This is a genomic window from Streptococcus parasanguinis, assembly GCF_001074805.1.
Lineage (GTDB): Bacteria > Bacillota > Bacilli > Lactobacillales > Streptococcaceae > Streptococcus > Streptococcus parasanguinis_A.
On record NZ_JUPI01000019.1, the window covers coordinates 1 to 292 of the forward strand.

Consider the following 292-nt stretch of genomic DNA (forward strand, 5'->3'; position numbering starts at 1 on the left):
CTTTACCCTTCAAGGTAGTATCGGTGCGGGGATTATCTTCTATGTCATCGGTTACCAAAGAGGGAAAAAACACCAAGATAAATAAGTCGTCGATGACAAATTAGATTATTTTACAATCCTATTGGTCAAGAAAAATCAATTAGGGTAATGAAAAAGGAGTGATATTATGAAAAAAAGTAAAAAAATGCTAGCAATTGCTCTTTTGGTATTGCTACTTATCTTTAGGCCGCAACCTGTATCTGCTATGCACATTATGGAAGGGTATCTCCCTTTGGTATGGTGTATTGTCTGG

At 36.3% G+C, this 292-nt stretch carries 2 pseudogenes; both read left to right on the forward strand.

The features are described from left to right. A pseudogene (locus ADI76_RS01700) lies at nucleotides 1-85 on the forward strand (cobalt ABC transporter substrate-binding protein CbiN); the annotation flags it as partial. Between the two features lie 81 nt (nucleotides 86-166). Then, a pseudogene (locus ADI76_RS11820) lies at nucleotides 167-292 on the forward strand (cobalamin biosynthesis protein CbiM); the annotation flags it as partial.